Origin of the sequence: Acinetobacter sp. UBA6526 (genome assembly GCF_002434875.1) — a bacterium.
Classification (GTDB): domain Bacteria; phylum Pseudomonadota; class Gammaproteobacteria; order Pseudomonadales; family Moraxellaceae; genus Acinetobacter; species Acinetobacter venetianus.
In genome coordinates this window covers 1-3,076 of sequence record NZ_DJLC01000237.1, presented here as the reverse complement: position 1 = coordinate 3,076, position 3,076 = coordinate 1, and the positions used below count along the sequence as shown (strand labels likewise).

Annotated in this window: 4 protein-coding genes; 2 read left to right on the top strand and 2 right to left on the bottom strand. The window is 41.0% G+C overall.

The features are described 5' to 3' along the window. A partial coding sequence (locus B4237_RS16320) for a carboxyl transferase domain-containing protein (protein ID WP_286943965.1) occupies positions 1-688 on the bottom strand: 688 nt, incomplete at its 3' end. A 24-nt stretch (positions 689-712) separates the two neighbouring features. Beyond that, positions 713-1,885 carry an isovaleryl-CoA dehydrogenase gene (locus B4237_RS16315; protein ID WP_061525198.1) on the bottom strand — a complete coding sequence of 391 codons (1,173 nt, stop codon included), beginning with the start codon at positions 1,883-1,885 and terminating at the stop codon, positions 713-715. A gap of 145 nt (positions 1,886-2,030) precedes the next feature. On the opposite strand from B4237_RS16315, the gene B4237_RS16310 reads away from it, so the two are divergent. Further along, a complete protein-coding gene (locus B4237_RS16310; protein ID WP_023013299.1) occupies positions 2,031-2,654 on the top strand; it encodes a TetR/AcrR family transcriptional regulator in 624 nt (207 codons plus the stop codon). 103 nt (positions 2,655-2,757) lie between these two features. Next, on the top strand, positions 2,758-3,076 hold a 319-nt coding region (locus B4237_RS16305; RefSeq protein WP_286943962.1), incomplete at its 3' end, for an AMP-binding protein.

The window sequence follows — 3,076 nt, the reverse complement described above, 5'->3', positions numbered from 1 at the left end:
CACTGCTCACGACTTCACCCGTCGCAGCTTTAACGAGAGGAGGACCACCTAAGAAAATCGTACCTTGGTTTCGAACAATAATGGTTTCATCTGACATAGCAGGCACATAAGCACCACCAGCAGTACAACTTCCCATGACCACTGCAATTTGTGCAATCCCTTGACTCGACATACGGGCTTGGTTGTAAAAAATACGTCCGAAATGATCACGATCAGGGAAAACTTGATCTTGCATTGGTAAATATGCGCCACCAGAATCCACCAGATAAATACAAGGCAAGTGGTTTTGTTCCGCAATCTCTTGGGCACGCAAATGCTTTTTAACTGTCAATGGATAATACGTTCCACCTTTGACCGTTGCATCGTTGGCAACGATCATGCAAGTTACTCCATTGACTTGACCAATCCCTGCGACAACACCCGCAGCAGGAATATCATCCTCATAAACCTTATACGCCGCTAACTGACCAATTTCTAAAAAGGCAGTACCTACATCTATAAGTTGGTCAATACGATCACGAGGTAACAGTTTGCCACGCGCCAAATGTTTCTGACGCGCATTTTCACCACCACCAAGGGAAATGGATTGCGCAACCTGTTTTAAATCTGAAACCAAGGCGTTCATGGTTTGTTGATTTACTTTGAAGTCTTCGCTTCTTACATTAATTTTGCTTTGTAATTGGTTCATCAGATGCATCCTTATTTGTCGTTATTATTTGGTTTCATTAAACAGCTCACGACCGATTAACATACGGCGAATTTCAGATGTTCCTGCACCAATTTCATAAAGTTTTGCATCACGCCATAAACGACCTGTAGGGAATTCATTGATATAACCATTTCCACCTAAGGTCTGAATTGCTTCACCTGCCATCCATGTTGCTTTCTCAGCAGCGTATAAAATGGCACTTGCAGCATCTTTACGTAGACTGCGATCATGATCGGCCTTATCACAGGCTGCACCAACAGCATATACAAGTGCTTTACAAGCCAACCAAGTGGAGTACATATCTGCAAGCTTTCCTTGCATCAACTGGAACTCACCTAAAGCCTGACCAAATTGTTCACGTTGATGAATGTAGGGGATAACAACATCTAAACAGGCATCCATAATGCCTAACGGCCCAGCGCTTAAAACGGCACGCTCATAATCCAAGCCACTCATTAAAACTTTTGCACCGTTGCCTACGCCACCGAGAACGTTTTCAATTGGCACTTCAACATTATCGAAAAATAGAGGGAAGGTATTTGAACCGCGCATACCAAGCTTGTCTAAATGGTTACCATGACTAAAACCTTTCATATCTTTCTCAATTAAGAAAGCCGTCATACCTTTAGCACCAGCATGAGGGTCAGTTTTGGCATACACCACCAAAACATCTGCATCACCGCCGTTGGTAATCCACATCTTTGAACCATTAAGAACAAAATGATCACCTTTTTGCTCAGCGCGTAATTTCATGCTCACCACATCTGAACCCGCATTTGGTTCAGACATAGCCAACGCGCCGACAAAATCACCTGAAACTAACTTAGGTAAATATTTTTGTTTTTGCTGTTCACTACCATTACGGTTAATTTGGTTGATACATAAGTTTGAGTGTGCACCGTAGGACAGACCGATTGCTGCTGAAGCGCGAGAGATTTCTTGTAAAACAATAATATGTGCAAGATAACCTAAATTTGTACCACCATATTCTTCAGAAACTGTTAGGCCCAATAAGCCCATATCTCCAAACTTTTTCCACAGATGTGCAGGAAAGTGATTATCTTGATCAACTTGTTGAGCAATCGGTGCAATTTCTTTTGCACAAAATGCCGCAACTGAATCTTGAAGGGCAATTAGTGTTTCATCCAGACCAAAATTCAAGCTACGTAGGTTCATTGTGTTCATCCCATTGGTTATATTTGTTGTTCCATAAGCATTCTTGTGTGTGCTTATGAAGTACCATACAATGAATTTTTAAAAAAGTGAATAGAGATTCATAAATTGATTTACAATTCACTTTATTTGTTAGAGAATAAATTTCATGAGCTATAAACGATCATCTTTAATGCAAGAAAGAATGGAACAGAATCGTAAGGCGATTTTAAGTTCTGCTCGAAATCTAATTTCAGAAGGAGGGTTTAAAGACGCACAAATTCAAACGATTGCTGAGCAAGCAGGCGTTTCGAGTGGGTTGGTATATCGCTACTTTGACAATAAAAGCCAGGTGCTGATCGAAGTTCTATCCGAAGCCATCAATACCGAGCTTCTGGTGATTGATGCGATTACGGAAAGTGATCTGACAGCCGAACAGAAATTGCATAAAGCGGTAGCAACTTTTGTAAAACGGGCACTGAATAGTCCCCAGCTTGCATATTCACTGATGTTTGAACCCGTTGATTCAACGGTAGAACATGAGCGTTTTCGTGTTAAGCAGTTGATTAAACAGAGTGTTATTAAAATACTCGCTGATGGAAATGCGAGTGGTGAGTTTGTTTTAGAGGATTTGAATACTACAGCGCTATGTGTAGTTGGTGCCATGACTTTCGTTGTGGTTGAACCTTTAGACCCAGCTCAAAACACAAAGTTTGATCAGCAACATAAAGACTATTTTTCAAAACAGATTGCTGATTTTTGTGTAGATGCCGTAAGGAGAAAGCAGGCATAAGCAACAATTAAAATCACAGAATAGGCAGTTTGAAGAGTAGTTGCAGTTACAACAATTAGATGATGTAAGAACAGAATTAAAAAGAATCAAGGAGAATGATTCAATGCAACACGTACGGTTAAGCTATGCCTCTGGAACAAGTTCGCAACCCTTATTGGGGATGACGATTGGAGAAAAATTTGATCAGGCTTGTCAGCAATATGCTGATCAAGAAGCGATTGTAAGTTCACATCAGAACAGACGGTTAACATATAGAGAATTACAGCAGGAAGTTGAGGCATTTGCCTGTAGTCTGCTGAGACTCGGCCTCAAAAAGGGTGATCGGCTGGCAATTTGGTCACCAAACTGTATAGAGTGGACAGTCACCCAATTTGCGGCATTTAAAGTAGGGATTGTTTTAGTTAATCTCAATCCAGCCTATA